Below are 24,506 nucleotides of genomic sequence, written 5' to 3' on the forward strand. Positions count from 1 at the left end.
CCATGCGGGGGCGCTAAGATTTTTGGACTTCCGCCCACCTTCCGCTTTTCGCGCGGCCCACCCATGTCTTCTTCCACCCCTTCCCGCATCCAATGCCCCGTCCTGCGGGACAAGCTCATGACGGCCGAGCAGGCCGCCGCCCTCATTCCGCACGGCGCGCGCGTGGGCATGAGCGGCTTCACCGGCGCGGGTTACCCCAAGGCCATTCCGCCCGCGCTGGCCGCACGCATCGAATCGCTGCATGCCGCAGGCGAGCCCTTCAGCATCGGCCTCTGGACCGGTGCCTCCACGGCGCCGGAACTCGACGGCGCGCTGGCCAAGGTGGGCGGCGTGAACATGCGCATGCCCTACCAGTCCGACCCCACCTGCCGCGCGCAGATCAACGCCGGGCAGATGCAGTACGTGGACGCCCACCTCTCGCACGTGGCGCCCTATGTGTGGTTCGGCTTCTGGGGCCGGCTCGACGTGGCCGTGATCGAGGTGGCCGGCGTGCTGCCCGACGGCCGGCTCATCCCATCTTCGTCGGTGGGCAACAACAAGACCTGGCTCGACCAGGCCGACAAGATCATCCTGGAGGTGAATGCCTGGCAGCCCGAGGGCCTGGAGGGCATGCACGACATCTACTACGGCACCGACCTGCCGCCCAACCGCGTGCCGATCCCGCTCGTGAAGCCCGGCGACCGCATCGGCGAGCCCTACCTGCGCTGCGACCCCGCCAAGGTGGTGGCCGTGGTGGCCACCGACGCGCCCGACCGCAACTCGGTCTTCAGCCCGCCCGACGGTACCTCGCAGCGCATCGCTGGCCACATCATCGAATTCCTGCAGCACGAAGTGCGGCGCGGGCGCCTGCCGCCCACGCTGCTGCCGCTGCAATCGGGCGTGGGCAACATCGCCAACGCCGTGCTCGCAGGCCTGGATGCCGGCCCCTTCCAGCACCTCACGGCCTACACCGAGGTGCTGCAGGACGGCATGCTCGACATGCTGCGCTCGGGCACGCTGGAGAGCGCTTCGGCCACGGCCCTCTCGCTCAGCCCCGCGGCCACCGAGGAATTCACGCGCAACCTGGGCTTCTACCGCGACCGTATCGTGCTGCGGCCGCAGGAGATCAGCAACCACCCCGAACTGATCCGCCGGCTGGGCCTCATCTCGATGAACGGAATGATCGAGGCCGACATCTACGGCAACGTGAACTCCACGCACGTGATGGGCTCGTCGATCATGAACGGCATCGGCGGCTCGGGCGACTACGCGCGCAACGCCTACCTCTCGATCTTCATGACGCCCTCGCTCGCCAAGGGCGGCAGCATCTCGTGCATCGTTCCCATGGCCTCGCACGTGGACCACACCGAGCACGACGTGCAGATCCTCGTCACCGAACAGGGCCTGGCGGACCTGCGGGGCCTCTCGCCCTCGCAGCGCTCGCAGGTGGTGATCGACCAGTGCGCGCACCCCGACTTCCGCCCCGCCCTGCACGACTACGTCGCCCGGGCGCGCGCGAGCGGCTGCGGCCTGCACACGCCGCACCTGCTGGGCGAGGCGCTCTCTTGGCACGAGCGCTACGTGCGCACGGGCACCATGCGCGCCTGATCCGCGCGCCGGGCCGGGCAGCGCGCACGGCGGCACCCCGCCCCCCGGCGACACGGGGCCCGTCGGGCGGGCTCCGATAATCGAACGCACCTCCCACCGGGATCCAAGGAGACACCACCCATGCCGATCTGGAAGCAGCCCATCGACCTGCAGACCCTGAACCATCCGCCCACCCCCAATGCGGTGACCCACCTGGGCATCGAATTCACCGAGATCGGCGACGACTTCCTGCGCGCCCGCGTGCCGGTGGACGAGCGCACCAAACAGCCCTTCGGCCTGCTGCACGGCGGCGTCAGCGTGGTGCTGGCGGAAACCCTGGGCTCGGTGGGCGCGTTCTATGCGTCGCCCGAAGGCTGCCGTGCCGTGGGGCTGGACATCAACGCCAACCACCTGCGCGCCGCCACCGAAGGCTGGGTGACCGGCACGGCCCGCCCCGTGCACATCGGGCGCACCACGCACGTGTGGCAGATCGACATGGCCAACGAGGCGGGCGACCTCACCTGCGTGTCGCGCATCACGATGGCCATCCTCGCGCCGCGCTGAAGCGGGGCCGGCGCCTCCGCCGCTTCAGTCGCCCCGGCGCTCGATCCCGGCCACCGAACGCGCGCCGGCGGTCCACACATCCAGGCGGAAATCCGCATCCGCGGTCTGCAGCGCAGGGTGCAGTGCCCACTGCTGCGCCAGCCGCTCGTGCACGGCATCGCCCGCCAGGGCGCAGCCGGCGATGGGCGGCCGCCAATGGCAGGCCGCAACCACGCCGTCCGGCGCCAGCGCGCCGAGCACGCGCTGCGCCAGGCGGTCGATGGCCTCCGGCGCGAGGTAGTAGACGAATTCGCTGAGCACGATGAGATCGAACGTGCCCTCTGGCCACTCGTCGGGCACCCACATGCGGGCCAGCGACACGTGCGGGTGGTGGGGCCGAAGCCGGCGGGCAGCGATGGCCAGCGCCCGGTCGGCGCCATCCGTGGCGAGCACGCTGTCGCAGCGGGCCGCCAGCTCCGCCGTCAGCAGGCCCGTCGCACAGCCAGGCTCGAAGGCGCGGGCATAGCGCTCGTGCGGCAGGGATGCCAGCAGCAAACGCCGCTTGCGCGCCTCGTACCAGCTCCCGTCGAAACGCCAGGGGTCGTCGCTCGCCTCATAGAGCGCTTCGAACTGTGGCGCGGCGATCTCGCACGGTTCGCGCAGGTGGGTGGGGCCCGGCATCATGGCCCCGGCGCGAAGAAATACTCGAGCGGCCAGCGCGACCGCTCGAGGATGGCCTCGTCCAGCACCGGCGGCAGGCCGGAGGCCCGCTCCGCGAGCTGCGAACGGTGGCACGCGATGGCGGCCTGCTTGGCAGCGGCCGCGGCGCCGTCCTCGGGCAGGAACGCGCCCAGACGAGCCCAGGGAATCCGGGCATGCTCCGGCTCGGCCCAGTGCCACATCCAGACCGGGGCCTCCCACAGAGCCGCGCCCACCGCGCGGGCCGCACCGGCCGCCGCGTGGCCGCAGGCCTCGTGGTCCGGATGTCCGTCGAATCGCCAGGTGGTCACCACCACGTCGCCAGGACGCAGCAGGGTGCGAAGGGTCTGTTCGAGTTGCTCCCGGCATGGCGCCACCCCGCCGTCCGGCAAACCCAGGGGCAGCAGCCCGGCAGCGCCAGCGCCCAGCACACGCAAGCCCTCCGAGCGCTCCTGCCGGCGCCGCGCGGCGCAAGCCACGGCCGACCAGCCGGGGTCCCCACGGTGGCTGGCCTCGCCGTCGGTCACACCGACGACAAGCGTGCTGCCGCCCTGCAGGGCATGCGCGCGCAGCAGCATGCCGCAGGCCAGGATCTCGTCATCGGGATGGGGGGCGAGCACCACCAGCCGCTGCGAAGCGCCAACCATCGCGGAGACGGGCCGGCACACCGGTCCGAGCGCGGCCAGCCAAGCCTGCCAGGCCCGGGGCGAGCGGCGTGGCCGGTCGATGTGCCGGGTTCCGGCCGGTGCGTCCATCAGATCGTCCACGGCGGTTCCTCCAGGCCGACGAGGCATTCGCCCAGGGCGGCATCGTCGCGGGCTGCGTGGCTCTGCCGTATGAAGACCGGCAGATCCGCAGCCATGCGCGCGAAGGCGGCATCGCGGCAGAACGGCGTCGCGCCCAGGGCGCGGCCCACCTCCTCCAGCACGGTGTGCGAACAGGCTTCGGCGGCCTGGCGCACGCGCAAAGCCACCATCCGGGCATCCGCCTGGGGATGGGTGTCGATCCATTGGGCGGCATCGCGCAGCAGACCGGCGGTGCCGGCCAGGTAGCGGTCCACGCGTCCCAGCGCCGCAAGGCGAAAGGATGTGCGTTGTTCCGCGGGGGCCCGGAGCACCGCGGCATGCAGTGCGCGGCCCAGCGCGGTGGTGCCGCCATGCCAGCATGCGGCGACGCCGGCGCCGCCCTGCCAGAAGCCCGGCCGGTGCAGATAGCCGCCAGACACGCCCACGGCGGTGGCGGGAACGCCATCGAACGACACGGTGGCGCTGGCACTGGCAGCCATGCCCACCGCCTGCCAGGCACCGCAGTCCACCCGCATGCCTGGCTGCCCCATTTCCACGGCCACGAGCTGCGGCACGTCGGCGCCGGAATGCCAGGCGGTCAGCAGGCCGTGGGAGGCGTGCTCCGCGCCCGAGCACCACGCCTTGTCGCCGTACAGCCGCATCCCCCCGTCCGGACCCGGCCGGATCGCCACGCGTTGTCCGGGGGCTTCCGCAGCCCACGTGCCCCAGATCGACGTGCGGGTGCTGCCGGCAATGCCGGCGGGGGCACGCAATTCGCACAGGATGGCCAGCGCATCCGTATGGCCCTCGTAGAGCTTTGCGAGAGAAAGATCGTGCCCGGCCACTTCGGCCAGTGCCCGCCATCGGTCCACCGTGCGGCCCCGGGCCGGCAGGGGAAGCTCGCCCCAGCCCGCGTCGATCAAGCGCCGCAGGCGCGCTGCGGGCGCTGCGGCACTCCCCTCGTCCTCCTGCAGGACGGCACGCAATCCGGCCACGCACACCGCACTGCGGCCACCGTCGCGCCCGTTCATGGACACCCTCCGGCCACCGCCGCCAGTACCGGCACGGCCAATCCAGCGAGATGCGCTCCGAACCCGCCCGGCGCGCGGTACTGGCGGCGTGCGCTGGTGACCACGCGCGGAACGTTGCTCCAGGCGATGCGCGCGCCCAGGGCTTCCAGCGACTCCACGAGCGCGACGTCTTCGCCCGTTCGCAGTTCGCGAAAGCCGCCTGCCCGCACATAGGCACCGGCATCCACGCCCAGGTTGGCGCCGTGGATGTGGCGATGGCCCGGCCGATCCACGTAGGCCGCGTGGTAGCACTGCTGCAGCGAGAGGCTGTACCCCTCCCAATGGCGGACTTCCACCGTGCCGCAGACGGCATCGCTGGCCTGCCCGAGCTGGGCCGCGATCCAGTCCGGCGCCACGGTGCTGTCCGCATCCGTGAAACCGAGCCAGCGGGCACCCCCCTGCAGCGCGGCCTGTGCGCCCGCTGCGCGCGCCGCGCCCACGTTGCACCGCTCCAGCGAGACGGTTTTCACGCGGTACCGCTGCGCGATCGCTGCCGACCGGTCGGTGCAGGCATCGAGCGCCACCACGATGGTCACGCCTTCGCCGTGCAGTGCCGGATGCTTCGCCGCCTGCCGCAAGGACTGCAGGCAGGCGCCCAGGCGTTCCTCCTCGTCGTGTGCCGGCACCACCACGCCGATCATCGGAAAAGCCCTCCGCGACACGAGGCCGGAGCCCCATCGCCCGCGGACGGGGCGGGACGCGGCGTCCCCCGGAACCGATCTTTCAGCGCCATGTTCTTTCCTTTTTTCGTTACGAAAGGAAAGCTACTGGGCAGACTGCAGCAGGACCGTAGGAGAGCGACCTGCCCGCGCATGCGACTCAGCGCCTTGAGGGCGCCAAATCGTGACAGAGATCAGACCGGTGTGCCCGCGTGCCCGGCAGCTGCTTCAGCGCGGGCCATGCGGTCGCTCTTCCAGTACACGTCGTCGCCGCCCTCCATGCGGTTGAGCACGCGCGACAGTACGAACAGCAGGTCGGACAGGCGATTCAGGTAGCGCCGGGGTGCAGGCCGCAGCGCTTCAGATTCGCCCAGGGCGACCACGGCCCGCTCCGCGCGCCGCGCCACCGTGCGGCACACGTGGGCCTGCGCTGCGGCGCGCGTGCCGGCGGGCAGGATGAACTCCTGCAGCCGGGGCAGTGCCGCGTTGTAGTGCGCGAGGGCCGCATCGAGCTGCGCCAGAGCCTCGTCCTTCAGCAATTCGAAGCCGGGGATCGACAGCTCGCCGCCGAGGTTGAAGAGCTGGTGCTGCACATCGCCCAGCAGGGTGCGCACGTCGGGCGGCAACGGCTCGCACAGCAGCAGGCCGATATGGGAGTTGAGCTCGTCCACATCGCCCATGGCGTGCGGACGGCCGCTGTGCTTGGAAACGCGGGTGTTGTCGCCGAGGCCGGTGGTGCCGTCGTCGCCGGTGCGCGTGGCGATCTGTGTCAATCGGTTGCCCATGGGGACACTCCTGGGAAACTTTGGGGAGAGAGGGGCGATTCTGCGTTACATCCCCGGCACGAATGTGTACCCGGGCAACAACGGGCAAAACTGCTGGCGGGCAGGCGCTTGCTGCAGTGCAATGAAGGCCTGTTCAACTTCTACGGAGCCTGACCTACATGCCAGCTACGCAGCAACGACGACTCGCCATGCCCTTCGATGCCCGCAGCGTGATGCTCTTCGCGGCCATCGCCATGGGAGGCGCCGCCGCGCAGGCGCAGACCGCCTCCGCACAGACACCGGCCACGGGCACCACGAGCCCCTCGGCACAGCACCGCGCCGGTGCCGCCTTCGGCGGTACCGCATCCGCCAGCGCCTCGTTCGACCGCGCCGATACCGACAAGGACGGCCAGTTGAGCCCCAAGGAAGCCGCCCGCCTCCCGGCCATCAGCCAGAACTTCAAGCAACTGGACAGCAACCACGACGGCAGCCTGTCCCGCTCCGAATTCGAAGCCGGCGCGAAGTCCTGACGCGTACACCCTTTTCCGGCTGACGTTCATGTGATTGCGCAACTACCACGAAGAACTCCAGCTTTTCCGTCAACGATCGGGCCCGCATGGCAGGAGGCATGCGGGCTTCTCCGCGTGGGGACGCGGCAGGCCAACCAGGCGGCTTCAGTCGTGCAACGACGAGAGGAACTGCCGCAGCTCCGGCGTCTGCGGGTTGCCGAAGAGGTCCGCCGGCGGGCCCATCTCGTGCACGCGCCCCTGGTGCATGAAGATCACGCGGCTGCTCACCTTGCGGGCGAAGGCCATTTCATGGGTGACCATGAGCAGGGTCATGCCTTCGCGCGCGAGGCTCTCGACCACGCGCAGTACTTCGCCCACGAGTTCCGGGTCCAGCGCGGAGGTGATCTCGTCGCACAGCAGCACGGCCGGCTCCATGGCCAGGGCACGGGCGATGGCCACGCGCTGCTGCTGGCCGCCGGAGAGCTGGTCGGGCGTGGCGTCGAACTTTTCCGCCAGTCCGACGCGCGCCAGCAGTTGCCGCGCCTGCTCGGCCGCTTCCTTCTGCGAGCGCTGCTTGACCAGCGTGGGGGCGAGCATGACGTTGCGCCCCACGGTGAGGTGCGGGAACAGGTTGAATCCCTGGAAGATCATGCCCACCCGCTGCCGCAGCGCGCGCATGGCCATGGCGCTGTCGTGCAGCAGCGGCTTGCCGTCGACGGTAAGGGCGCCGTCCTGGAACGCCTCCAGGCCGTTGATGCAGCGCAGCAGCGTGCTCTTGCCCGAGCCGCTCTTGCCGATGATGGCGATCACCTCCCCGGGCTGCACGGCGAGGTCGATGCCCTTGAGCACCTCGTTGCTGCCGTAGGACTTGCGCAGCGCGGTGATCTGCACGATGGGGCGGCCCGGCATCGCGGGCCCGGACGCGGGGAGAGCCGAGGCGACATCAGCGGCGGCGGTGGATTCAGCGGCGGCCATGGAATTTCCTTTCGAGGCGTTGCGCGGCCAGGCTCACGGGGAAGCACAGCACGAAATAGAGAAGTGCCACACAGGCGAACACGGTGAAGGGCTGGAAGGTGGTGTTGGCGATCATTCCGCCGGCCTTGGTGAGTTCCACGAAGCCGATGACGGACGCGAGCGCCGTGCCCTTGATGACCTGCACCAGAAAGCCCACGGTGGGCGCGGTGGCCAGCCGCGCGGCCTGCGGCAGGATCACGTGGCGCAGCTGCTCGCCGAACGAGAGCGCCAGGCTGCCCGAGGCCTCCCATTGCCCGCGCGGCACGGCCGCCACGCAGCCGCGCCAGATCTCCGCGAGGAAGGCGCTGGTGTAGAGGGTCAGGGCCACGGCGGCCGAGGTCCATGCCGAGACATCGAGCCCGAGCAACGCCAGGCCGAAGTACGAGAGGAACAACTGCATCAGCAGCGGCGTGCCCTGGAAGAGCTGCACGTACAGCCCCACCGTGCGGTCCGCGAAGCGGCCGCCCGACAGGCGGGCCACCAGCAGCAGCGCGCCCACGAGGCCGCCGCCCACGAAGGCGATGAGCGAGAGGGCGACCGTCCAGCGCGCTGCCAGCAGCAGGTTGCGCACGATGTCCCAGAGCGAAAAATCGACCATGGTGTCAAACCTCCGCCGCTGCGTTCAGCGGCCGAACAGAAAACGCGGGCCTGCCCAGTGCAGCAGCCGCCGCACCGCGATGGACAGCAGCAGGTACACCGCCGTCGCCACGATGAAGGATTCGAAGGCGCGGAAGTTGCGGCTCTGGATCAGGTTGGCCGCGTAGCTCAGCTCCTGCACCGAGATCTGGCTGCACACCGCCGAGCCGAGCATCACGATCACGATCTGGCTCACCATCGCGGGCCACACGCGCTGCAGCGCGGGCGGCAGCACCACCCGCATGAACACCTGCATGCGCGAGAGCGCCAGGCTCACGGCCGCCTCGATCTGTCCGCGCGGCGTGGCCTGGATGCCCGCGCGCACGATCTCGGTGGCATAGGCCCCCAGGTTGAGCACCATCGCGATGAACGAAGCCAGCTCGGGAGAGAGCTTCAGGCCGGCCGCCGGCAGCCCGAAGAAGATGAAGAAGAGCTGCACGATGAACGGCGTGTTGCGGACCAGCTCCACATAGGCCCCGGCGGGCCAGCGCAGCCACCCGGGCCCGCTGGCGCGCGCCCAGGCGCAGGCGATGCCCACCGCCATGCCGGCCACGGTGGCCACCGCCGTGAGCGCCAGGGTCCACAGCACGCCGGTGGCCAGCAGCGGCCATTGCGACAGCACGGCCATGAAGTCGAAATCGATGCGCATTGAAAGGCCCCGGAAAGGCTGCGATGCAGTTGAAAAAGACGTATCAGTGATCCATGGCGCTGTGCACGGCCCGCGCCACCTGGACACGCACGGCCTCACCGGTCAGACGGCCGCGGAGCAGGCCACGCCAGCAGACGCCGTGGAACCGGCTTCGCCGGGCCACCGGCGTCGTCCCCCCCCGGGGGAAGGCGCCGAAGGCGACTCAGGGGGGGGAGCACCTCACAGCGGCAGGTCGCCCGCGGGACGGCCCAGCCACTTCTTGGCGATGGCATCGAGTTCGCCGCTTTTCTTCGCGCCTTCGATGATCTCATTCACCTTGGCGAGCAGCGCATCCTCGCCCTTGGCCAGGCCGATGTAGCAGGGGCTGTCCTTGAGCAGCAGCTTGTATTCGGCCTGCAGTTGCGGGTTCTTCTGCATCATGTTGCCGGCCACGGAAGCGCTGGTGGCCAGCACCTGGGTCTGCCCCGCCACGAAGGCGGCGATGGTGGCGTTGTTGTCCTCGAAGCGCTTCACGTCGGCGCTGGCGGGGGCCACCTTCGACAGCTCCTGGTCCTCGATGGCGCCGCGCGTGACGGCCACGCTCTTGCCCGCCAGGTCGTTCCATCCCTTGATGGGCAGGGACTTGGCGGCAAACACCGCCTGGTAGAACGGCGCGTAGGCGGCGCTGAAGGCGATGACCTTCTCGCGCTCGGGGTTCTTGCCCAGCGAGGAGATGACGAGGTCCGCCTTGCGCGTCTGCAGATAGGCGATGCGGTTGGCGCTGGTGACGGTGACCAGCTCCACCTCCACGCCGAGCTTGGCGGCGATGAGCCGGGCCATGTCGATGTCCAGCCCCTGGGGCTTGAGGTCGGTGCCCACGAAGCCGTAGGGCGGGAAATCCGTGGGGATCGCGATCTTGATCGCCTTGGCCTTCTGGATGCCTTCGAGGGCGTTCTGCGCATGGGCCGGCACCATCGCGCAGGCCATGCCCACGGCGGCTGCCAGGCCCAGCACCCGGCGGCGGGCGAGCACGGGGAGTGAGGAAGAGGAACGGTTCATGGCGGTCATAGCAAGGCTCCCAGGTAGGTGGAGGGGTCGTCGTCGGAGGGGGAAGAAGGGGACGCGGGGGGCGTGCGGCGTGCGCCGCGCGGGGGCTTCGGGGCCGGCTGCGCGCCGGTCTCCGCGGGCGCGGCCCGCGGCCCCTTGGCCAGCGGGGCGAGCGCGCCGCGCAGCTGTGCGAGGGGGTCGTTCTGCACCGGCAGCCGCAGATGCGCCTGCACGGTGCCGATGTGTTCGGCCATGAGCGCCTCGGCCCGCGCGAAATCGCCCGCTTCCAGCGCAGCGACGATGCGCACGTGGTCTTCGCAGGACTGCGCCGCATCGTGCGAGGACTGGTAGCGCATGGCGATCAGCGTGGTGCGCGCGGTGAAGTCGCGCAGCGTGTCGGCCAGCAGGGTGTTGCCCAGGCATTCGGCCAGGCACACATGGAAATCTCCCAGCAGGAAGCTGCGCGCGCCCACGTCGGCACCGCGCAGCGCGGCCTTTTCACGCGCCAGGTGCCCCTTGAGCGATTGCAGCGATGCGCGCGCCAGCGGCTGCCGCAACCCGCGGATCAGCCCCATCTCGATCACCCGCCGCGCCTCGAAGGCCTCGCGCGCCTCGTCCAGCGAGGGCTCGATCACATACCAGCCGCGCCGCGCGCTCACGGTGACGATGCCGCGCGCGGCCAGCCGCATCAGCGCCTCGCGCACGAGGGTGCGGCTGCAATCGAACAGCATCGCGAGCTGCTGCTCGCCCAGCCGAGTGCCGGGAGCGAGCTTCTGCGCCAGCACCGCTTCCATGATGCGGTCGCTGATGGTGGTCGATGTGGGGCTGGAAGCGCTGGCCATGCCCGAGGAACAGCATGAACCGTGCCTGCTTGTATGCAAGCGCCGTGCACAAAGGTGGTTCATTCACGCCCGGGCCCTCCCCGGTCCGGCACCAAGCTGGCGAACCGGGCGCCCGGGACGGTGCACGCGCGCGTGCCACCGGCACGGGGATTCGCGCAAAAGGGGGGCGACTGAGGGGGTAGGGGCGAAACCGGTCAGGCCAGCCCGTCCCAGGCCGCGAGCCGGGGACATGCCGGCGCCATGCCCCAGCGCGGGGCATGGTCGAAGTGCTGCATCCAGGGCGCGCCGGGCCGGTGCGCCGGCCAGCCCGGATGCCCCCCGTGCACGAAGCGCACCCACGCGCCCTGCATGGCATCGGCCAGCGCTTCGGGCGCTTCCACGCCGGTGAGTTCACGGCCCGTGGCCGTGTGGAGGTTGCCGAACACGAAGGGCAGGTCCACGCCGTGCGCTGCCCCGAGCTGCCCGTTCCACTGCGGCGACCGCCACTCCAGCTCGTAGGCGTAAGCGGCCAGCCCGCGCTCGGCCGCCAGGGCAGCGATCCGGCGTGCGGGCACCCGGTAGTAGTAGTCGGACTGCATGGCGCACAGCATCTCGCCCGGGTGGACCACGCCCTGGCGCACCGCCACCGGGGCGTAGGTGGCGCGCGCCGCCACGGGCAGGCCCACATCGTCCATGAACGCGGCCACCTCTTCGTCGGTGATGCGCTCGATGGCGCCGTCCGGCACGTGGTAGAGGCGCATTTCCTCGGCATTGCTGCCCACGAGCACCTGCAGGGGCGACCGCCGCGCGGCCCACTGGCGCCGCAGCGCCTCCAGCGGCGCCTGCGCCAGCACGCGGCCGTCCACCACGGGGCGCAGCGGAAAGAAGTTGCGCCGGCTGATGCCGTGCCGCTCGCGCAGCGCGGGGTCGCCCGCCAGCCGGTGCACGGCGTACAGCACCTCCCGCAACGGCGCCCCGGCCACGCCACCCAGCGTGGGGGGCACACCCAGCAGGCAGGCAATGGCGTGGCGCGCCACCTCGGCGTCGTGCTCCGTCTGGCAGGCCACGCTGGGGCTTTGCAGGATGGCGCGCCGGAACAGGCCCTGCGCCGCATCCATGCCCATCAGGCAGGCGATGGAGCCGGCCCCCGCCGATTCGCCGAACACCGTCACGCGCCCCGGGTCGCCCCCGAAGGCCGCGATGTGGCCGCGCACCCAGCGCAGCGCGGCCAACTGATCGAGCAGGCCGCGGTTGGCGGGCGCCTCGTCCCCGAAATGCATGAAGCCGTCCACGCCGATGCGGTATTGCACCGAAACGAAGACGATGCCCTGGCGCGCGAATGCCGCACCGTCGTAGAGCGGATCGCTGGCGCCGCCCCGCATGAAGCCTCCGCCGGGAATCCACACCATCACCGGCAGCCCGGCGCCTTCCCGGGCATCGGGGGTCCACACGTTCAGCGCCAGGCAGTCCGGCGCGCCCAGCATGCGCGCGCCCTCCCCGCCGCGGCGAGGCCACTGGGGCGGCACCGGCGCGAAGGCCGTGGCATCGCGCGGCCCGGTCCAGGGATCGGCGGGTCGCGGGGCCTCGAAACGCAAGGCCTCCCGGGGGGCCTGCGCGTAGGCAATGCCGCGGAACACCGCCAGGCTGCCGAGCCGGGTGCCCCGCAATGCGCCGCCGTGGGAGAGCCGCACGCAGGGCGCCGCATCCGCCGTCATTCGGTGGCCAGCCCCAGTTTGTCGATCAGCGGCCTCCAGACCGCCGTGTCGCGAAGGGCCCAGGCACGCGCATCGCCCGGCACCGACGGCGTGAGCGTGACGTTCATGCCCTCCATGCGGCTGCGGTAGCCCGCATCGCCGGCGCGGCACTTTTCGGTGGCGGCATTGAGCGTGCCCAGCAGCGGGACGGGCGTGTCCGAGCGGGCCACCACCGCGATCCAGCTGGGACGGGCGAGGTCCTGCGCGGCGGGCAGGCCTCCGCGATGGTGGGCACCCCGGGCAGCAGCGCCGAGCGTTCGGGCGCGAACACGGCCAGCGGCACGATCTTCCCGGCCTTCGCCTGCGGCGCGGCCGTGCCGATCACCAGCGTCATCGCATGGATCTGCCGGCCCATCAGCGCCGTGAGGCCCGCGCCTTCGCCGATGAAGGGAACATGCGTACCGGCCACGCCCATGCGGTCGAACAGCGCCGAGGTGAGCAGGTGCGCGGGGCTCCCCTTGCCGGGCGACGCGAAGTTGAGCCCGCCGGGGACCGACTTGGCCTGCTCCGCCAGCTGCGAGAGCCGCGTGATGCCTTGCTCCGCAGGCACCGCCAGCACCAGCGGCGTGGTCCCGAGCACGGCGACGCTCTCGAAATCGTGCAGCGGGTCGTAGGGCGGATGCCGGTAGACGTAGGGCGTGATCGTCATCTGCGACATGCCGATGGTCATCAGCGTGTAGCCATCGGCCGGCGCGGACTTGAGCGAGTTGACGGCCAGGATGCCGTTGGCCCCGGGCTTGTTCTGCACCACCACCGGCTGGCCGAGGCCGCGCGCGACGCAGTCGGCCCAGGCGCGCGTGATCGCGTCGGATGCGCTGCCCGGAGGCTGCTGCGCGATCAGCTGGATGGGCTTGGCGGGGTAGGCCGCGTGCTGGGCCAGGGCGGAGCCGGCCAGCGAAACGAGCGCCGCCCCGGCAAGGGCGCGCAGCAGATGGGTCATGGTGTGTCTCCTGGGATGGTGGGAAACCGCGGGCACGGGCCCCGCCCGCGGCAGGCGGCCGGTCTCACGCCGGCTTCGGGGGCTTTCGGGGAGCGCGCGGCTTGCGCGCGGGAGGGCTTGCGGCGGCGGGGCCCTGCCCGCCGCAGCGCTGTGCGATCAGCGAGGCCAGGCAATCGAGCTGGGCGGGCCCGGAGTCTTCCGCCGGCCGGAACATCTCCAGCAAGCCCAGGCCGCGCAGCGTGGAGAACACCAGGCCGACGAAACCTTCCCGCTGGGGGTCCTCTGCCAGCTCGGGGAACGTGTCGAAGAAGCCTGCATGCATGCGCTGGTTGAGCTGCTGGCGCAGCGCGGCGATGTGCTCCACCACCGCCGGCTGGTTGCGGCTGCCCAGGTAGATGTTCCAGGCGGCCATGAAGCGCGGCTGCGCGTAGACCAGATGCCAGGCGGCCTGCACGAACTGCTGCGCGCGCCCGGCGGCGGGCATCGACGGGGCCGGCCACAGCTGACCCGTGCGGTCTTGCGCATCGATCAGCTCGGCGAGCACCTGCATCATCAGCGCGGCCTTCGACTCGAAGTGGTGCTGCACCGCCCCCGACGTCATCCCGGCCGACCGGGCCAGTTCGTGGATCGACATTTCCTCGAAGCTGCGGGACTGGATGACCTCGATGGCCGTGGCGATGAGGTGCTGCCGCGTGGCGGCACTGCGTTCCGCGTGGGTGCGGCGGGGCGCGGGGCAACGGGGGGCGCGGTTGATCATTGCGTCGTGACAATATACATTTCGAACGTAATGTAAATAGGCCCCGGCAGTGCCGTCAATCCCGGCCAACCCCTGGACGGAGCTGCTGCCTACAATCAAAAACCGCCCCGCCAACGCCCGGAGACAAGCCCCATGAACGCCCCCACCGCCACGCCCCACCTGCTGCCCGAAACCGCCCTGCGCCCGGTTCCCCAGGCCCTGATCGACGCGCTGCGGGAGCGCTTCGGGGAGCGGTGCTCCACGGCGCTGGCCGTGCGTGAGCAGCATGGCCGCGACGAAGGCTCGCTCAAGGCCCCGCCGCCCTCGGCCGTGCTCTTCGCCGAAAGCACCCAGGAAGTCGCCGAGGCCGTGCGCCTTGCCGCGCAGTACGACGTGCCGGTGATTCCCTACGGCGCGGGCTCCTCGCTGGAGGGCCACCTGCTGGCCGTGCAGGGCGGCATCAGCATCGATGTCTCGCGCATGAACCGCATGCTCCGCGTGGACGCAGAGGACCTCACCGTGACGGTGCAGCCCGGCATCACGCGCAAGCAGCTCAACGAAGCCATCAAGGACACCGGCCTCTTCTTTCCCATCGATCCCGGCGCCGACGCGAGCATCGGCGGCATGACCGCCACGCGCGCCAGCGGCACCAACGCCGTGCGCTACGGCACCATGCGCGAGAACGTGCTCGCGCTGGAAGTGGTGACCGCGCAGGGCGGAACCCTCCGCACCGGCACGCGCGCCCGCAAGAGCGCGGCCGGCTACGACCTCACCCGCCTGATGGTGGGCAGCGAAGGCACGCTGGGCATCATCACGGAGATCACCCTGCGGCTCTATCCGCTGCCCGAAGCGGTGTCGGCCGCCATCTGCTCGTTCCCGAGCATCGAGGCCGCCGTGCGCACGGTCATCCAGACCATCCAGCTCGGCGTGCCGATCGCCCGCGTGGAACTCATCGACAGCCACACGGTGCGCATGGTCAACGCCCACAGCCGGCTCACGCTGCGCGAAGAGCCCCTGCTGCTGATGGAATTCCACGGCTCCCCCGCTGGCGTGAAGGAACAGGCCGAGACGGTGCAGGGCATCGCGGGCGAATGGGGCGGCAATGCCTTCGAATGGGCCACCACGCCCGAGGAACGCACGCGCCTGTGGACCGCGCGGCACAACGCCTACTTCGCCGCCGTGCAGAGCCGCCCCGGCTGCCGCGCCATCAGCACCGACACCTGCGTGCCCATCAGCCGCCTGGCCGACTGCCTGCTCGACTCCGTGGTGGAAGCCGACGCGAGCGGCATCCCCTACTTCCTCGTCGGCCACGTGGGCGACGGCAACTTCCACTTCGGCTACCTGATCGACCCCGACAGCACCGAGGAGCGCCGGGTGGCCGAGCAGCTCAACCACCAGCTCGTGGCGCGTGCGCTTTCCATGGGAGGCACCTGCACGGGCGAGCACGGCGTGGGCATCCACAAGATGGGCTTCCTGCTGGACGAGGCCGGCGCGGGCGCGGTGGACATGATGCGGGCCGTGAAACTGGCGCTGGACCCGAAGAACATCCTGAATCCGGGGAAGATCTTTGCGCTCTGATTTCAATATCCATACACCGCCATCAAGGCAGGAAAATATCAAGGAGGGGGTGACATCATGGAAATACTTGTATTTAGCTCAAGCACACAAACCAATATTTGGGCGGGCTACGGTGCCGAATGTTGGGCAGTTTCCTCAAAACAAGCGGCGAATGCATCTTTAAGGACGAGGGCTCAAAACATAAAATTAGGGAAGTTCGGCATTCTTTATTGCGTAGAGACAAAAAGCGTGACCATGCCATTCGTGGTCACATCTTCTGCGGATATGAGTAAGGTTATTGCCAACATCTGGCCCCAGCCATGGGAACTGCCTTTCAACCTCAAGCCAATTGCCTCGCCTGCGAAATCGATTGCGACGTCAGTCTTGGGCGGAGTTCTCGCTTTAGCGCCCGGAATCACTTGGAACAAAGTGCTGCATGTTGGCCCCTCCACGGCTTTCGCGCCATCCTCCCTGACTGACGCTCAATGGAGCGCACTGATCAGTGGACTGGTGTAGGTCAGCGAGGATGGCAGTAGCGTATTTTTGCGCTCTGCTGGATATGGTCTGGGAATACCAAGGCTACCGCGAGCGGTATACCTGGCGGCAGACGAAATGTCCCGAGCACCGGGACATTTCGTCTGGCAACCCCATGAAATGCTTGTACTTCGCCGGCTAGGGCTAGACCTTCGGCTTGCGTGCGAAGGCGAACCACGCGCCCACCCCTGCCATCAGCATGCACAGCCCCGACGTCCCCGCCGTGACCACGAGCTGGAAGATGAACAGCCCGGGTCCGCGGTTCCAGTCGTATTGCCGCGCGCCGCCCCATTTGCCGTAGGCGACGAGGTGGCCGGTCTGCAATGCGCCGAGGCACTGCAGCGCCAGGAAGGCCGCGAACAGGCCGGCCAGTGCCGCACCCGCGACCGCCATGCACCGCCCGGGCCAGCGCAGCCCCGGCACGTCCACCGGCGGCTCGGCCACCTTCGGCAGACCGCGCTGCTGCAGCCTGCGGGCCCGGGGCAGGCGTGGCAGGGGCTCGCCCGCGCGGACCACGGGCACGCCCAGCAAGGCGCCGACCGCGCGGGCGGCCTCATCCAGCGGAGAAGGCGCGCCCGCCCTCCGCACGGGCACCCAGGCGATCACGCGTAGGCCGGAGTGCCGGTCGCGCACCGCCAGTTCCTCGCGCAGCACCAGCCCCCGGCCACGCGGGAGGCGCTGCACCCGCACGGCGTCGATGCGCTGCAGGATGACGCCGGCATCGCGCACGCTCGGCGCACCCCAGAAGTGGCGCAGTGCCTCACCGGTGCCATCGCGGCTGCGCGGCGCAAAGCGCACGAGAGCGATCCCCGCGCCACCGATCAGCACGCCCCAGAGCGCGAACACCGCCAGTGCCCAGGGCCCGGCCGCGGCCACGCGCGCCAGGGCTTCCGGGCGGCCCGCCACGAGCAGCGCCGCGGCCACCGGGAGCAGGGCCAGGCCGATGCCGGCCAGCAGCATCGCCGCCGCCTGCAGGCGCGGCCGGACCACGATGCGCAGGCACTCGCCGTCCTGCAGCTCGATCACCACACCCGGCAACGCGCCGCGCCCCCTGGTGGCAGGCCATGGATGCTGCCGCGGCCGGTGCTCATCTGGCTCATGCCGCCGCCACGCGCTGCGTGCGCGCTCTGGCCGCCACGCCGATGCCGACCACGCCCGCCGAGGCCACGCCCAGCACCAGGGCCGCGGCCGATCCGTAGAAGATGCCGGAGGTCATGCCCGCATCCAGCATGGCGCCGAAGACCGGAGCGGCCACGCTGAAGCCGAGGTCCAGGCCCGAGTACACGGTGCCGTACACGCGGCCCGTGGCGCCGGGGGGCGCAGCGCGCTTGATGAGCATGTCGCGCGAGGGGCCCGCCAGCCCGGTGCCGACGCCGGCCAGCGCCACGAACACCATGGCGGCCATGCCCGGCAGCACGCCGGTGCCGGCGATCACCAGCAGCGCGGCCGTGGCCAGCAGGCACGCGGTGATGGTGCGCTCCAGGCGCGCCACGCGGCCCGCCAGGAAGCCGCCCACGACCATGCCCGCGGCGCCGCACAGCATGTAGCCCGTGACCACCATGGAGGTTTGCGACAGCGGCAGGCCATACATCTTCTGCAGCGTGGGGCTGGCGAAGCTCTGGATCACGCTCAGCGAGCAGGTGGTCCAGAAGAAGAACGAGAAGCACAGCCACACCGACGGCAGCCTGAGGAAGGCCATCGGGTGCTCGGGCGCCGGCGCGGCCGTAGCTGCCGACGCCTTGCCGGCGGACGCCGCACCCGCCCCCTGCCGGTCGTCGAGCGCGTCGCGGTTCCAGACCATCACGCCCAGCACGACCAGCGCCAGCAGGCCGCCGCAGAGGCAGGCCGTGCGCCACGAGCCCGTGGCCGCGGTGATGCCCGCCATGAACACCGGCGCGGTGGCCCAGCCCAGGTTGCCCGAGATGCCATGCACCGAGAAGCCGTGGCCCAGCCGCTGCGCCGACACGCGCTTGTTGAGGATGGTGAAGTCCACCGGGTGGAAGGGCGCATTGCCCAGGCCCGCGAGCGCCGCAGCCGCCATGAGCCCGGCATAGCCGGTGGCCGTGCTGGCCACCAGGCCCGCCGCCACGAAGCTCGACAGCGCAAAGAACATCACGGGCCGCGCACCCACGCGGTCCACGATGAAGCCCGACAGCGCCTGCCCCACGCCCGAGATGACGAAGAATACCGACACCAGCAGCCCCAGCTCCGAATAGCTGTAGCCGAACTCCGCGATGAGGAACGGGAACAGCGGCGGCAGCAGCAGGTGGAAGAAATGCGAGGAGCCGTGCGCCAGGCCGATGAGGCCGATGGTGCGGGCGTCCTGCCGCAGCGTCGCGGTGGGGGCGTTGATCGAGGTCATGCGGCGATTTTAAGAACCGGCCCTGCGTCCGGATTACGATAGCCGGCCAAAGATTGTCGCGACCATGCCAAGCCCCGCACTTTCCGATCCTGCAGCGCCCCGGCAGGGCCCGCCCGCCCGGGCGAGGCGCCCGCTTTCGTACGTGGATTCGCTCACGCCGCACCTGTTCGTGCCCAACGCGACCCGGCCGGTGCGCGCCAAGAACCGCCATCTCTTCGCCGACACGCAGGTGCTGCCGCACAGCCACCCCTGGGCGCAGGTGGCCGTGTCCACCACGGGCGTGGTCCGCCTCACGGTGGCCCAGGGCACCTACATCGTGCCGCCCTCGCGCGCGCTGTGGATTCCGCCCGGCGTGGAACACGCGGTGACCATGGTGGAAAGCGCGGACCTGCGCACCATCTACATCCACCAGCCGCGCGGGCGCTACGGCCCCGGCGTGCCGCGCGCCGACGAGGCCCCCTGGCGGCAATGCCGCGTGCTGGAGGTGTCGGACCTGCTGCGCTCCGTGGTGCGCGAGATGCCCTGCGACCCCGACGGCGGCCCGCCGCTGTCCGGCGAGGCGTTGCTGCGCGAGCGCCACCTGAGCGCGCTGGTGCTGAGCGAGCTGCGCCGCGCGCCGGTGGTGCGCCTGGGGGTGGACCTGCCGCGCGACAAGCGGCTGCGCCACCTGTGCGAAGCGGTGCTGGCCGACCCCACGCGCCACGAGACGCTGGCCGACTGGGCGCGCGACACCGGGGCCAGCCCGCGCACCGTGGCCCGGCTCTTCCGCACCGAACTGCGCTCCACCTTCACCCAGTGGCGCCACCAGGTGATCCTGGCCAAGGCCGTGGCGCTGGCCGCCTCGCGCCAGCCCATGGGCCAGATCGCGGCCGAGCTGGGCTACAGCCCCAGCGCGTTCAGCGCGATGGTGCGGCGCACCGTGGGTCAGCCCCCGGGGCGGTTCCTGGGGCAGTCGAGCACGGGCGGCTGAAAACGCCGTCGACACGGTTTGGCAGGCCGCCGCCTGCACCGCATCACATGCGAGACGCCCAGCAGGCATGTCAGCAGACCGGACGCGAAAAGGCCGAGGGCAGGTACGGCCTGCGGGATGCTGACCAACAATGCCAGCGTGGCCGCAGCACCCGTGCCTTCGGGATTGCCTTCGGCACCCGTGGCAACCCGCACAGAAGTGGAGACTCCTGCAATGGGCACGCCCTCGACCAGGCAAACCACCGTGGCGCCCGCGGGTATCGGATCCCCCGGGGACCAGGATGCCCCGGTGCGGCTCAGGGTACAGGTGCGCAGCGACACGCCCGCAGGCAATCCGCTTTCGACAGTGCATCGTGTGCCGCGCAAGGCGTCGAGCAAGCCGGTATTGGTGCACGAGAAGGTGCCGGAATAGCGCTGGCCCTGCATCGCCACCCCGGGCAGCCCCTCCAAGTTGACGACCATGTTCACGGTCCTGACCACCATGGTGGCGCTCGCCCGGTTGTTGCTCGTGTCGGCATCGCCCACGCCGTCCACGGCTGCGCGCACATCCACGCGCCCCGTCGCCGGAGCAGTGAAGCGGAAATCCAGCGAGAGGAACTGGCCGTCTGCCAGCACAGCTGGCCAGCCCGTGAATATCGCCGTGCAGGTCGCGGAATCGAAGCCTGTCACGCTTACGCCCTGGGGCAGCCGGGTGAAAGCGACGGCGGAAGGACAGCTGCGCTCTGGCGTGCCGATGGCCAGAGAGACCGTCCATCCCGCCGCGGGCTCCGTTCCCAGGTTGGCGAACCACGCACTGCCGGATACGGTGTCGCCCGGCAATGCGCTGGCCGTCACCGTCACGCGCGCCTGGACGTCCACTGGGCCGATGGCCGTGCGACCGCTGGCAGTTTCCTGCACGGGAACGCCACCGGCGGACGTTGAAATGGCTTTGACCGAGGCCACCACGGCCACGACACCAGATGCCGGGGCGGCGTAGCTGAAGGACATCGGGGCATCGGCATTCGCGCCCTGAACCCTGTCGCCGCCGGCCAGGGTGGAGGGGAAACCGGAAAAGCGATAGAGCCCCGGCCCTTGCCCGGGCACGCATTCGACGGACGCTCCGGCAGGCAGGTTGGCGAAAGACAGCGCGGGCACGTTGCAGCCCTGGCCCGCAGCCAACTGGTATTCCATTCCGCCCAGCGCAGCTGTGCCGGTGTTGGCGAATTCGAAGCGCCCCTGGACCAGGGCTCCCGGCCGGGCACTGCCAGGTACGGACACACGGGCCACTGCGCCACTGGCCAGCGGCTCGATCTGCAGGCGGCCTTCGAGTGCATTCGAGTCCAGATAGGCCCAAAGGTCCAAGCCCTTGGAATCGCCCCATCCGCCTGTGGCGGCGCAGTCGCCATTGGCGTTGACCCCCGGCAACCACCAGCGATACAGACGCGCTGCAGACCCATAGGCCAGTGTCGAATCCACACCGTCCAATGCATGCGCGGGCTGGGGCGCCTGAGGCGGCGCAGCAGGGCACAGCGTGCCGTGGACCTGTCCCACGGGGGTCCCGCCCTGGGTCACGTAGCCACGGTCATCGAAGAAGACTCTGGTATTGCCGGCCTGCGGACCATTGAGCCGGGTGACGGTAGGGCCGCCGCCGAAGGTCGCCGTTGCCGGGCTGGTGCCGTTGCCGTTGTTTTCGGCGTCGATCATCGGCAGATGGATTTCTCCAGCCCGCACGATGGCGCGGTACGCATACGGCTGGGCCCTGCCGGGAAAGGGGGTGCCCGTGGTGTCGGTGCCATCCCAATCCACCACCTGCGTCCCCTGGCCGGCGATCCCGCCAAGCACCGCGTTGGCGGTGTTGGCGGCACTGAAATCGATACCGTCGCGGCTCACGACGATCTGGAAGGTGGATGCATCGGCGGCCGTGATCCGGAAGGTACCGCCCGCACCCGGGCGGGCGCGCTCTTGCGCGCCCTGGCCCCGGAACTCCACGGCCTGCAGCACGGGCGGACGGGGCACGGTAGGAATGTGCAGGGCAGACAGAACCTTGTCCACCTCGGCCGCATGCGGTGCCGCAGGATCGACACTGCTGAAGAACAAAGGAAACTCCGCCCGCTGCGCCGAGAGACCGGGAGCGAGATCCGCCACGTACGAGTCCCGGCCACGCACCCCCTTGTACAGCGGGCGCCCACCGTCCAGGAAACCCAGGCGGTTGGCATAGAGCGCGAAGCCATTCGGATCGAGCCCCGCGAGAGACTGCGAATAGCGAAATCCGTCGAGCGTCACGTAATGGTGTCGCGAGAAGATAGGCCGGTTGTTCACGCCAGCGAAGGCCACCCAGGCATAGGTGAAGAGCCGGCCGTCGCGGTCGCTCACACTGCGGGAGGAAGAGCGCACAGTCACGTCCCAGGCCGCCACCGTGCTGGTGCTCGCCAAGGGATTGAAGATGTCCGCATTCAGATTCGTGTTGCCGCTGGTCGCCCCCGTGAACTGCACCCCGTGGATGCCCGTCGTCGCGGCACGGTAAGCGCAGGGCACGTAGCCACCAGCCACGGTGACCGCGCCATCCGCGCTGTGCGGGCCCGCCAGTTCTTGGGCACGCGATGCGATCCGGCCCCGGCTGCCTCCGCCGAAGCTGCCCTCAGGCGCATTGGGGGACGCACAGGAGAAATCGGCCCCGGCAGGCACCGCCTCGTCGCCGGGCGTGCCGAAATCCTGGGGGCGGTAGACCAGGATGTCGCCCCCTGCGGCCCGGTTGCTCGACCCCAGCAGCAGGTATTCACCCGCTTGCGCATAGACATACAGGAAAGTGCGCCGCTGGACCCGGTTGGCATAGCGATTGCCGGGCTGGAGATCGAGGTTGGCTCGGCAGCCCCGGGTGGCAGCGTTGGCACAGGTTCCGCCCGTCGTCGGATAGCTGCCCGGATAAAGCGTGCGGCTACCCTCTGCGTGCGCAGGTAACAGGCCAGAACATGCCGACAGCAAAGCCAGCAGGAGTGCGAAGCGACATGCCTTCGCAGCCCGCACGACACAAGGGGAAAGCAGAGACGGCATGGGCGGTTACGAGGGTTGGGAAAGCAAAGATGTGCAAGATGCCTCGCACCGTAAGTGCCCCGCCGAAATGTGTCAGGTTGCAACAAAAACACAAAAGCCAACGATTCCGCCCAATGGAACTACCGCCTCTCCCGATCCGCGCCAGAGAGCATGGAAGAGTTTTAACCACCATGCCGCCTACTTCATTGAATAGTTAGCTATCAAAAATATAGCGATTGCATTGCAACTCACCGCTCTCGGTGTACCGTGGCACCCATGACCGCAACCGCCCGCACCCTCCACAGCTACGAGCCCCGCCAGGGCCATGGCCTGCCGCATGACCCGTTCAACGCCATCGTGGGCCCGCGCCCCATCGGCTGGATCAGCACCCGCAGCGCGGCGGGCGCCCTGAACCTCGCGCCCTACAGCTTCTTCAACGCCTTCAACTACACGCCGCCGATCGTCGGTTTCGCCAGCATCGGCGCGAAGGACACGCTGGCCAACATCGAGGCCACCGGCGAATTCGTATGGAACCTCGCCACCCGCCCGCTGGCCGAGGCCATGAACCAGACCTGCGCGGCCGTGCCGCCCGAGGTGGATGAATTCACGCTGGGCGGGCTCACGCCCCTGCCCTCCCGGCTCGTCGCGCCGCCGCGCGTGGCCGAAAGCCCGGTGACCATGGAATGCCGCCGCACGCAGATCGTGCAGCTGCAGGGCGCGGACGGCCAGCAGGTGCCCACCTGGCTGGTGCTGGGCGAAGTGGTCGCCGTGCACATCGACACCGCGCTGCTGAAGGACGGCATCTACGACACCGCGAACGCCGGGCACATCCTGCGCGCGGGCGGCCCGGCCGACTACTTCACCGTGGGGCCGGAGCAGGTGTTCCGGATGTTCCGTCCGCGGTGAGCGGATGGGTGCCGGCGGTTTTCCGATGCGCACATTCGCCTCGCTGCTCGTCTGCGCCCTCGCTGCCCTGGCAGGGGCCTGCGTGGCGATCGTGCTGTCCAGCGAGGTGGCGGCCGTCTGGTACATGCACCGCCACGGCATCGTGGACCGGCGGGAGCTGTCGGAGGACATGGGGTTCGGCATACTGGCGGCGGCGGCCGCGCTGCTCTCGACTGCGGCCACCGTGCTGCTCTCGCTGGCCGCAGGCTGGCGGCTCAGCCGCCGCCTGCGGCACGGCGCGCGCCCGCCCCTTCGGCCCCCGAAGGACTGAGCCTCCAGGCCACGGCATGCCCCTGCGGAACGCACGCGGGCAACTCGGCAGCGCTTATGCTCGCGCCCAGCGCTTTTGCCCTTTCCCGCCCCTGTACCGCCCCATCTGGCGCCCATCCGGAGAACCCACCATGAACGCAACCCGCCTCGTCGCCATCGCCCTCATCGTGGCCGGCGCGCTCGGCCTGGCCTACGGCGGCTTCAGCTACACCAAGGACACCACCGTGGTGAAGCTCGGGCCGCTGGAAATCTCCGCCAAGGAGAAGGAAACGGTCAACATTCCGCTGTGGCTGGGCATCGGTGCCATTGCCGTGGGCGGGCTGCTGCTCGTCGTGGGCGGCAGGAAGTAAGGCCGGCCAAACGCCATGTCCACTTCGCCCCGACGATCCTCCTTCCTGGGCCGCTGCTGGTTCGGCCTGCTGTGCGCGCTGCTGGGGCTGGCGCCGCTGCTGCTCCTGCTGGTGTACTGGCCCATGGCGACGCTGCTGGACTGCGCCGGCAACGAAGGCTCGGGCATCCACTGCGCCGCTGCACCGGGGCTGTCCGACGTCGCGTATTCGATGTTCCTCATGGGCGCGTGGGGATCGTTCTTCACCCTCCCCACGGCCTTGACGCTCTACCTGGCGGGGGCGGGCCTGCGCTGGCTGCTGCGCCGGCCGGCATCCCCGCGCTGAGACGCCCCCTCCCGC

26 protein-coding genes are annotated in these 24,506 nt (G+C 70.1%); 10 read left to right on the forward strand and 16 right to left on the reverse strand.

Features of this window, described 5'->3' with window-relative positions; translation table 11 throughout:
- Positions 1-63: 63 nt before the first annotated feature.
- On the forward strand, positions 64-1,587 hold the full coding sequence (gene scpC / locus BM144_RS09780; protein WP_092951621.1) for a succinyl-CoA:acetate CoA-transferase ScpC: 1,524 nt from the start codon (positions 64-66) through the stop codon (positions 1,585-1,587).
- 120 nt (positions 1,588-1,707) lie between these two features.
- Entirely contained in the window at positions 1,708-2,130 is a 423-nt protein-coding gene (locus BM144_RS09785) for a hotdog fold thioesterase (RefSeq protein ID WP_092951623.1), read from the forward strand.
- A 24-nt stretch (positions 2,131-2,154) separates the two neighbouring features.
- Here the strand turns inward: BM144_RS09785 and BM144_RS09790 are convergent, their stop codons facing one another.
- The 5 genes from BM144_RS09790 to BM144_RS09810 all read right to left on the reverse strand — a co-directional run bounded on the left by BM144_RS09790 (position 2,155) and on the right by BM144_RS09810 (position 6,107).
- On the reverse strand, positions 2,155-2,793 hold the full coding sequence (locus BM144_RS09790; RefSeq protein WP_092951625.1) for a class I SAM-dependent DNA methyltransferase: 639 nt from the start codon (positions 2,791-2,793) through the stop codon (positions 2,155-2,157).
- Complete coding sequence (locus tag BM144_RS09795) at positions 2,790-3,575, reverse strand: PIG-L deacetylase family protein (RefSeq protein WP_245783606.1); 786 nt, start codon at positions 3,573-3,575, stop codon at positions 2,790-2,792. The genes BM144_RS09790 and BM144_RS09795 overlap by 4 nt, the downstream gene beginning before the upstream one ends.
- Positions 3,563-4,624: an acyl-CoA dehydrogenase family protein gene (locus BM144_RS09800; protein ID WP_092951627.1), complete on the reverse strand. Its 1,062-nt coding sequence runs from the start codon at positions 4,622-4,624 to the stop codon at positions 3,563-3,565. The genes BM144_RS09795 and BM144_RS09800 overlap by 13 nt, the downstream gene beginning before the upstream one ends.
- Positions 4,621-5,304, reverse strand: coding sequence for a glycosyltransferase family 2 protein (locus BM144_RS09805; RefSeq protein ID WP_092951629.1), 684 nt, complete (start codon positions 5,302-5,304; stop codon positions 4,621-4,623). The genes BM144_RS09800 and BM144_RS09805 overlap by 4 nt, the downstream gene beginning before the upstream one ends.
- Positions 5,305-5,516: 212 nt before the next feature.
- Positions 5,517-6,107 carry a cob(I)yrinic acid a,c-diamide adenosyltransferase gene (locus BM144_RS09810; RefSeq protein WP_092951631.1) on the reverse strand — a complete coding sequence of 197 codons (591 nt, stop codon included), beginning with the start codon at positions 6,105-6,107 and terminating at the stop codon, positions 5,517-5,519.
- A gap of 158 nt (positions 6,108-6,265) precedes the next feature.
- Between BM144_RS09810 and BM144_RS09815 the strand changes: the two genes are divergently transcribed.
- Positions 6,266-6,616: an EF-hand domain-containing protein gene (locus BM144_RS09815; RefSeq protein WP_092951633.1), complete on the forward strand. Its 351-nt coding sequence runs from the start codon at positions 6,266-6,268 to the stop codon at positions 6,614-6,616.
- 144 nt (positions 6,617-6,760) lie between these two features.
- Here the strand turns inward: BM144_RS09815 and BM144_RS09820 are convergent, their stop codons facing one another.
- The 8 genes from BM144_RS09820 to BM144_RS09855 all read right to left on the reverse strand — a co-directional run bounded on the left by BM144_RS09820 (position 6,761) and on the right by BM144_RS09855 (position 14,192).
- Positions 6,761-7,504: an amino acid ABC transporter ATP-binding protein gene (locus BM144_RS09820; protein WP_092951857.1), complete on the reverse strand. Its 744-nt coding sequence runs from the start codon at positions 7,502-7,504 to the stop codon at positions 6,761-6,763.
- Positions 7,505-7,556: 52 nt separating this feature from the next.
- On the reverse strand, positions 7,557-8,207 hold the full coding sequence (locus BM144_RS09825; RefSeq protein ID WP_092951635.1) for an amino acid ABC transporter permease: 651 nt from the start codon (positions 8,205-8,207) through the stop codon (positions 7,557-7,559).
- A 24-nt stretch (positions 8,208-8,231) separates the two neighbouring features.
- Positions 8,232-8,894, reverse strand: a complete 663-nt coding sequence (locus BM144_RS09830; protein ID WP_092951637.1) for an amino acid ABC transporter permease — start codon at positions 8,892-8,894, stop codon at positions 8,232-8,234.
- Positions 8,895-9,113: 219 nt separating this feature from the next.
- Positions 9,114-9,941, reverse strand: a complete 828-nt coding sequence (locus tag BM144_RS09835; RefSeq protein ID WP_092951639.1) for a transporter substrate-binding domain-containing protein — start codon at positions 9,939-9,941, stop codon at positions 9,114-9,116.
- Entirely contained in the window at positions 9,938-10,762 is an 825-nt protein-coding gene (locus tag BM144_RS09840; protein ID WP_092951641.1) for a GntR family transcriptional regulator, read from the reverse strand. The genes BM144_RS09835 and BM144_RS09840 overlap by 4 nt, the downstream gene beginning before the upstream one ends.
- 194 nt (positions 10,763-10,956) lie before the next feature.
- Positions 10,957-12,456 (reverse strand): carboxylesterase/lipase family protein, encoded by a 1,500-nt coding sequence (locus BM144_RS09845; RefSeq protein WP_092951643.1) that lies wholly within the window; start codon positions 12,454-12,456, stop codon positions 10,957-10,959.
- A 103-nt stretch (positions 12,457-12,559) separates the two neighbouring features.
- Positions 12,560-13,435 carry a Bug family tripartite tricarboxylate transporter substrate binding protein gene (locus BM144_RS09850; RefSeq protein ID WP_245783607.1) on the reverse strand — a complete coding sequence of 292 codons (876 nt, stop codon included), beginning with the start codon at positions 13,433-13,435 and terminating at the stop codon, positions 12,560-12,562.
- A gap of 64 nt (positions 13,436-13,499) precedes the next feature.
- On the reverse strand, positions 13,500-14,192 hold the full coding sequence (locus BM144_RS09855) for a TetR/AcrR family transcriptional regulator (protein ID WP_092951645.1): 693 nt from the start codon (positions 14,190-14,192) through the stop codon (positions 13,500-13,502).
- Positions 14,193-14,324: 132 nt separating this feature from the next.
- On the opposite strand from BM144_RS09855, the gene BM144_RS09860 reads away from it, so the two are divergent.
- Together BM144_RS09860 and BM144_RS22710 are read left to right on the forward strand one after the other, a co-directional pair.
- Positions 14,325-15,749: an FAD-binding oxidoreductase gene (locus tag BM144_RS09860; protein ID WP_092951647.1), complete on the forward strand. Its 1,425-nt coding sequence runs from the start codon at positions 14,325-14,327 to the stop codon at positions 15,747-15,749.
- Between the two features lie 57 nt (positions 15,750-15,806).
- The gene (locus BM144_RS22710) at positions 15,807-16,244 is read left to right on the forward strand and encodes a hypothetical protein (protein WP_139225684.1); all 438 of its coding nucleotides are present in this window, start codon (positions 15,807-15,809) and stop codon (positions 16,242-16,244) included.
- Between the two features lie 162 nt (positions 16,245-16,406).
- Here the strand turns inward: BM144_RS22710 and BM144_RS09865 are convergent, their stop codons facing one another.
- Positions 16,407-17,288 (reverse strand): hypothetical protein, encoded by an 882-nt coding sequence (locus BM144_RS09865; protein ID WP_245783608.1) that lies wholly within the window; start codon positions 17,286-17,288, stop codon positions 16,407-16,409.
- 70 nt (positions 17,289-17,358) lie between these two features.
- Positions 17,359-18,624, reverse strand: a complete 1,266-nt coding sequence (locus BM144_RS09870; protein WP_092951652.1) for an MFS transporter — start codon at positions 18,622-18,624, stop codon at positions 17,359-17,361.
- Between the two features lie 64 nt (positions 18,625-18,688).
- On the opposite strand from BM144_RS09870, the gene BM144_RS09875 reads away from it, so the two are divergent.
- Positions 18,689-19,594 (forward strand): AraC family transcriptional regulator, encoded by a 906-nt coding sequence (locus BM144_RS09875; protein WP_092951654.1) that lies wholly within the window; start codon positions 18,689-18,691, stop codon positions 19,592-19,594.
- Here BM144_RS09875 and BM144_RS09880 read toward each other — a convergent pair.
- A complete protein-coding gene (locus BM144_RS09880) occupies positions 19,549-22,623 on the reverse strand; it encodes a hypothetical protein (protein ID WP_139225685.1) in 3,075 nt (1,024 codons plus the stop codon). The genes BM144_RS09875 and BM144_RS09880 overlap by 46 nt on opposite strands.
- 255 nt (positions 22,624-22,878) lie before the next feature.
- Here BM144_RS09880 and BM144_RS09885 point away from each other — a divergent pair, with 255 nt between their 5' ends.
- The 4 genes from BM144_RS09885 (at position 22,879) to BM144_RS09900 (ending at position 24,491) form a co-directional block, all read left to right on the forward strand.
- On the forward strand, positions 22,879-23,508 hold the full coding sequence (locus BM144_RS09885; RefSeq protein WP_092951658.1) for a flavin reductase family protein: 630 nt from the start codon (positions 22,879-22,881) through the stop codon (positions 23,506-23,508).
- 25 nt (positions 23,509-23,533) lie between these two features.
- Entirely contained in the window at positions 23,534-23,818 is a 285-nt protein-coding gene (locus tag BM144_RS09890) for a hypothetical protein (RefSeq protein WP_092951660.1), read from the forward strand.
- Positions 23,819-23,948: 130 nt separating this feature from the next.
- Positions 23,949-24,167, forward strand: coding sequence for a hypothetical protein (locus BM144_RS09895; protein WP_092951662.1), 219 nt, complete (start codon positions 23,949-23,951; stop codon positions 24,165-24,167).
- A 15-nt stretch (positions 24,168-24,182) separates the two neighbouring features.
- Positions 24,183-24,491, forward strand: coding sequence for a hypothetical protein (locus BM144_RS09900; protein WP_092951664.1), 309 nt, complete (start codon positions 24,183-24,185; stop codon positions 24,489-24,491).
- The last annotated feature ends 15 nt before the right edge of the window (positions 24,492-24,506 follow it).

Source organism: Paracidovorax konjaci (assembly GCF_900112675.1).
GTDB lineage: Bacteria > Pseudomonadota > Gammaproteobacteria > Burkholderiales > Burkholderiaceae_C > Paracidovorax > Paracidovorax konjaci.

What these genes read in the sequence shown, in the direction of transcription:
- BM144_RS09875 (WP_092951654.1), top strand. Translation starts at nt 18,689, where the DNA reads ATGCCAAGCCCCGCACTTTCCGATCCTGCAGCGCCCCGGCAGGGCCCG.
- BM144_RS09790 (WP_092951625.1), bottom strand. Translation starts at nt 2,793, where the DNA reads ATGATGCCGGGCCCCACCCACCTGCGCGAACCGTGCGAGATCGCCGCG.
- BM144_RS09895 (WP_092951662.1), top strand. Translation starts at nt 23,949, where the DNA reads ATGAACGCAACCCGCCTCGTCGCCATCGCCCTCATCGTGGCCGGCGCG.
- BM144_RS09840 (WP_092951641.1), bottom strand. Translation starts at nt 10,762, where the DNA reads ATGGCCAGCGCTTCCAGCCCCACATCGACCACCATCAGCGACCGCATC.
- BM144_RS09850 (WP_245783607.1), bottom strand. Translation starts at nt 13,435, where the DNA reads ATGACCCATCTGCTGCGCGCCCTTGCCGGGGCGGCGCTCGTTTCGCTG.
- BM144_RS09860 (WP_092951647.1), top strand. Translation starts at nt 14,325, where the DNA reads ATGAACGCCCCCACCGCCACGCCCCACCTGCTGCCCGAAACCGCCCTG.
- BM144_RS09815 (WP_092951633.1), top strand. Translation starts at nt 6,266, where the DNA reads ATGCCAGCTACGCAGCAACGACGACTCGCCATGCCCTTCGATGCCCGC.
- BM144_RS09825 (WP_092951635.1), bottom strand. Translation starts at nt 8,207, where the DNA reads ATGGTCGATTTTTCGCTCTGGGACATCGTGCGCAACCTGCTGCTGGCA.
- BM144_RS09855 (WP_092951645.1), bottom strand. Translation starts at nt 14,192, where the DNA reads ATGATCAACCGCGCCCCCCGTTGCCCCGCGCCCCGCCGCACCCACGCG.
- scpC (WP_092951621.1), top strand. Translation starts at nt 64, where the DNA reads ATGTCTTCTTCCACCCCTTCCCGCATCCAATGCCCCGTCCTGCGGGAC.
- BM144_RS09800 (WP_092951627.1), bottom strand. Translation starts at nt 4,624, where the DNA reads ATGAACGGGCGCGACGGTGGCCGCAGTGCGGTGTGCGTGGCCGGATTG.
- BM144_RS09810 (WP_092951631.1), bottom strand. Translation starts at nt 6,107, where the DNA reads ATGGGCAACCGATTGACACAGATCGCCACGCGCACCGGCGACGACGGC.
- BM144_RS09885 (WP_092951658.1), top strand. Translation starts at nt 22,879, where the DNA reads ATGACCGCAACCGCCCGCACCCTCCACAGCTACGAGCCCCGCCAGGGC.
- BM144_RS09830 (WP_092951637.1), bottom strand. Translation starts at nt 8,894, where the DNA reads ATGCGCATCGATTTCGACTTCATGGCCGTGCTGTCGCAATGGCCGCTG.
- BM144_RS09870 (WP_092951652.1), bottom strand. Translation starts at nt 18,624, where the DNA reads ATGACCTCGATCAACGCCCCCACCGCGACGCTGCGGCAGGACGCCCGC.
- BM144_RS09785 (WP_092951623.1), top strand. Translation starts at nt 1,708, where the DNA reads ATGCCGATCTGGAAGCAGCCCATCGACCTGCAGACCCTGAACCATCCG.
- BM144_RS09880 (WP_139225685.1), bottom strand. Translation starts at nt 22,623, where the DNA reads ATGCCGTCTCTGCTTTCCCCTTGTGTCGTGCGGGCTGCGAAGGCATGT.
- BM144_RS09890 (WP_092951660.1), top strand. Translation starts at nt 23,534, where the DNA reads ATGCGCACATTCGCCTCGCTGCTCGTCTGCGCCCTCGCTGCCCTGGCA.
- BM144_RS09845 (WP_092951643.1), bottom strand. Translation starts at nt 12,456, where the DNA reads ATGACGGCGGATGCGGCGCCCTGCGTGCGGCTCTCCCACGGCGGCGCA.
- BM144_RS22710 (WP_139225684.1), top strand. Translation starts at nt 15,807, where the DNA reads ATGGAAATACTTGTATTTAGCTCAAGCACACAAACCAATATTTGGGCG.
- BM144_RS09820 (WP_092951857.1), bottom strand. Translation starts at nt 7,504, where the DNA reads ATGCCGGGCCGCCCCATCGTGCAGATCACCGCGCTGCGCAAGTCCTAC.
- BM144_RS09805 (WP_092951629.1), bottom strand. Translation starts at nt 5,304, where the DNA reads ATGATCGGCGTGGTGGTGCCGGCACACGACGAGGAGGAACGCCTGGGC.
- BM144_RS09900 (WP_092951664.1), top strand. Translation starts at nt 24,183, where the DNA reads ATGTCCACTTCGCCCCGACGATCCTCCTTCCTGGGCCGCTGCTGGTTC.
- BM144_RS09835 (WP_092951639.1), bottom strand. Translation starts at nt 9,941, where the DNA reads ATGACCGCCATGAACCGTTCCTCTTCCTCACTCCCCGTGCTCGCCCGC.